Here is a 4,167-nt window from a genome sequence, read left to right on the forward strand (position 1 = left end):
GGGGGGGGGGGGGGGGGGCCGGCCCCACAAAACACAAAAACCCCTACCCAAAAACGCCTGGGGAGGGGCATTCGCCCCCCCCCCGCTGCTCGCCCACCCCTAACCCCTCCCTTGCAGGGAGGGGAATCTGATCGGCCCTACCGCCCCATCGCCACCGCCGGAATCTTCCCCGCCTCGTAATCCGCGCGCAGCCGGTTCTTGTCGATCTTGCCCGATGCGGCGAGCGGCATCGCGGCGATTTCGGCGACGCGATCGGGGATCCACCAATCGGCGACCTTGCCGCGCAACAGGTCGAGCAGGGAGCGCGCGTCGGCCTTGCCCTCGCTCTCGACGATCAGCACCGGGCGTTCGCCCCATTTGGCGTCGACGCGGCCGATCACCGCGACGTGGCGCACCGCCGGATGGGTGCCGACGATCGTCTCGATCTCGTTGGGATTGATCCATTCGCCCCCCGACTTGATCAGGTCCTTGGAGCGGCCGCCGATCGTCAGGTTGCCGGCCGCGTCGATCGTCGCGAGGTCGCCGGTGTCGAAATAGCCTTCCGCGTCGAGCGCGTCGCTCTCGGCCCGGAAATAGCGGTCGAGCACGCTCGCGCCCTTGACCTTGAGATGGCCCTGCACTCCGCGCTGCTCGGGCAAGGTGCGCCCGTCCGCGTCGGTCAGCTTGAGGTCGAGCCCCATCGGCGGCCGGCCGGAGCCGCGCGCCGGGTCGGCCGAGCCCGGCGCCGCGATCGTGCCGACTGGCGACAGCTCGGTCATTCCCCAGCTGGTCTGCACCTCGGCGCCCAATTTCTCCTCGAGCCGCTTGATCAGCGCGTCGGGGCAAGTCGAGCCACCGATTACCACGCGTTTCAGGCTGGGCAGGGCGATCCCCGTCGCCTCGACATGATCGGCCAGCGCCAGCCACACCGTCTGCACGCCGACCGCGATGGTCACGCCCTCGTCGCGGATCAGATGCGCCAGGCTGGGGCCGTCGATGGTGCGGCCGGGCAGCACCAATTGCGTCCCCGCCGCGGGCGCGGCGAACGGCAGCCCCCAGCCGTTGGCGTGGAACATCGGCACCGCGAGCAACAGCACGTCGCGCGCCGTCAGCGCGAACGCGTCGGCCTGCAGCGCGCGCAGCGTGTGGAGATAATTGGAGCGATGCGTATAGACGACGCCCTTGGGGCTGCCCGTCGTCCCCGACGTGTAGCACAGCCCGGCCGGCGCATTCTCGTCGAACGCACCCCACTCGGTCTCCGCGCCGTGGATTTCGAGCAAGGCCTCATAGGTCCAGACCTGCGCCCGCCCGGCGCCCAGCGCGTCGCCGTCGGCCGCCAGGGCGTCGAGCACCACGATATGCTCGATCGACCGGCACATGCCAGCGAGCTCGCGTGCCAGCGGCGCGAGATCGGCGGCAACCGCCAGCACGCGGTCCTCGGCCTCGTCGATCATCGCGGCGAGATGCGCCGCGGTCAGCCGCGGGTTGAGCGTGTGGCAGACCAGGCCGATGCCCATCGCCGCATAATAGAGTTCGAGATGGTGCGGGGTGTTCCAGGCGAGCGTCGCGACGCGATCGCCCTCTTTCATCCCCAGCGCGGCCAGCGCCCCCGACATCCGGTTGCTGCGCGCCCGCAGCCCGGCATAGTCGCTCCGCGTCACGACCTGCCCGGCTTCCGCGCCGACGATCGCACTGTCGTGGAACCACTTGGCGGCGTGATCCAGGAACTTGTCTATGGTCAGGCCGTAGGATTGCATGACGCCTTTCGGAAGAGACGGGAAGGAAAAGGCCGGGCACCCGCGCGAAGCTCTCCGTGCGCGCCCGGCCAGTCGGGGATCAGAAGGTCTTGAGCAACTTGATGCCGTATTGCCGCGGCGGGCCGGCGAAATAGAGCCCGCTGTTGAGCGCTCCGGCATAATGCTGGTCGATCAGGTTGGTGGCGTAGGCGGTGACGGTCCATTTGCCGTGCTGCCAGGCGAGCTGGGCGTTGAGGACGTTGCGCTCGCCCAGCCGGTCGCCCAGCGCGGGATTCTCGAACAGGGTCGCCCATTGCGGCGCGATATGGCCGAAATTCACCCGCGGGATGATCTTGTCGCTGGTGCCGACCGGGATCTCGTATTGCGCGCCGACATTGAAGGTGAAGTTCGGCGCATAGGTCTGCTCGCGGCCGTTCAAGTTGACGCAGTTCGCGGCGTGCGTCGGGCTCCCCGTCGACGGATCGCAGGCGCCGGTGGCGGGAACGCGCGGGTCGCTCGCATAGAAGGTGCCGAGTTCGCTGTGGAGCACGTTGATCCCGGCATCGAACGAGAAGCCCCCGCTGTGGAATTCGATCTCGCCCTCGAACCCATAGATCTTGGTCTTGCCGGGAACGTTGAGTTCGATCCCGAAGGTCGGATAGGTCGGATAGCCGATGATGACCTGGAAGTTGCGGTAATCGTTGTAGAAACCGGTCAGCGTGGTGCGCAGCTTGCCGCCTAGGAAATTGCCCTTCCAGCCGGCTTCGTACGACGTCACCGTCTCGGGCTTGAACGGCGCGGGCAAGCCCAGCCCGACCGGTACGTTGAGCCCGCCCGGACGGAACCCGCTGGCGACGAACGCATAGAGATACTGGCTCGAGCTCGCCTTCCAGCCGAGCGACACCTTGTAGGAGAAGTTGTTCGAGGTGACTTCCTGGTCGTCGCGAATGTAGAGCCCGTATTGCAGGACATCGACGTGATTGATCGACCGGCTCGCGGTGTAGCGGCCACCCGCCTCGAGCTTGAGGTTGTTCGTGATGTTGAAGCCGATCTGGCCGAACAGCGCCAGGTTGCGCTCGGGATTGCGTCCCTTGAGCTGGTATTTGCACGCCGCGAGGTTGAGCGAATGGCAGACGTCGATGGTGAAATTGTCGTACGGCGCGGGGAAGACGTAAGTGTTCCACAGCCCGAACGCGCCGAGCAACCAGGTCACCCGCTGGTTGTCGGGTGAGATGATGTTGAATTCCTGGCTGAACTGGGTCTCGTCCACGCTGTCGAAGAAGGTCTCATCGCCGGTCGCGGTGCCGTCGAGGTCGGCCTTGTACATCGTATTGGCGTTCTGGATGCCGGTGACCGAGCGGAACTTGGTGCCGTTATCGGTGTCGTATTCGATCTTCAGGATCGAGCGGACGAACTTGTCGCGCGCGCCCTGCGGATAATTGGCGGTGATGTCGAGCAGGTCGCTGTAATTGGGATTGGGCGTCGACGTGCCCGGCAGCGTCCTGAAATTGTTGAGATAGGGGCTCGCCGGATAGGCGCCGAAATCGAGATAGCCGAGATCGGTCTTGGACAGGACCGAGAAATGCTGATCGGGCTTCCACAGGAAGCTGATCCGCCCGGCGGCGAGGCCGAGCTTGTTGTTGGCGTCGTTGAACTTGGCGCCGGTCGGCCCGGTAACGTTGTAATAGCCGTCCCGCCGCTCGCCATAGAGCGCGATGCGTGCCGCGAACGTGTCGCTGACCGGGATGTTGAGCGCGCCCTGCGCCCCGGCGTCGTTGTAATTGCCATACTGAAGCTGGACATAGCCGCGGTAGCCGCCGCCGATGATCGGGTCGTTGGTGTTGATGAACACCGCGCCGCCGGTCGCGTTCTGGCCGACGATCGTTCCCTGCGGCCCGCGCAGCACCTGGATGTTGGCGATGTCGTAATAAGGCTCGCCCTGGACGTAGCCGGGGAAGGTCGGCACGCCGTCGCGATAGGTGATCACGCCGGTCGTGGTCTGGGTGTTGTGCTCGGCCTTGCCGATGCCGCGCACGTTGAAATCGTTACCCTGGCCGAAATTGTTGACGACGACGCTGGGCATCGCGAATTGCAGCGCGTCGACATTGACCACGCCCTTGTTCTCGAGCTGCGTACCGGTCAACACGGAGGCCGACACCGCGGTCTTCATCAGATCTTCGTTGCGGCGCTGCGCGGTGATGACGATATCGCCGGGCGCATCGCCATTATCGGTCGCGGCGGTGCCGTTATCCTGCGGCGCCGGCGTCGCGGGCGCGGTCTGGGCGGCGGCGTTGCCGCTCCAGCACAGCGCGAGCGCCGATGCGCCCAGCCAGCAAGCATAAGCCTTCATTCGATCCTCCCACCACATCGCATGACGCTCTCCGGCGTCGATGATCGCAACGTGACGCAAAGCGCGGGCGCTTGCAATACTAATTCTCTTCAGAGTGAATGA

The 4,167-nt window shown here is 65.8% G+C and carries 2 protein-coding genes; both read right to left on the minus strand.

Features of this window, described 5'->3' with window-relative positions; genetic code table 11:
• Positions 1 to 137: 137 nt before the first annotated feature.
• Entirely contained in the window at positions 138 to 1,736 is a 1,599-nt protein-coding gene (locus ACTHJR_RS20430; protein WP_440525262.1) for an AMP-binding protein, read from the minus strand.
• A 79-nt stretch (positions 1,737 to 1,815) separates the two neighbouring features.
• Entirely contained in the window at positions 1,816 to 4,065 is a 2,250-nt protein-coding gene (locus ACTHJR_RS20435) for a TonB-dependent receptor (protein ID WP_440525263.1), read from the minus strand.
• Between the last annotated feature and the right edge of the window lie 102 nt (positions 4,066 to 4,167).

The sequence above is a fragment of the Sphingomonas sp. genome (genome assembly GCF_051962185.1).
Taxonomy (GTDB): Bacteria; Pseudomonadota; Alphaproteobacteria; order Sphingomonadales; family Sphingomonadaceae; genus Sphingomonas.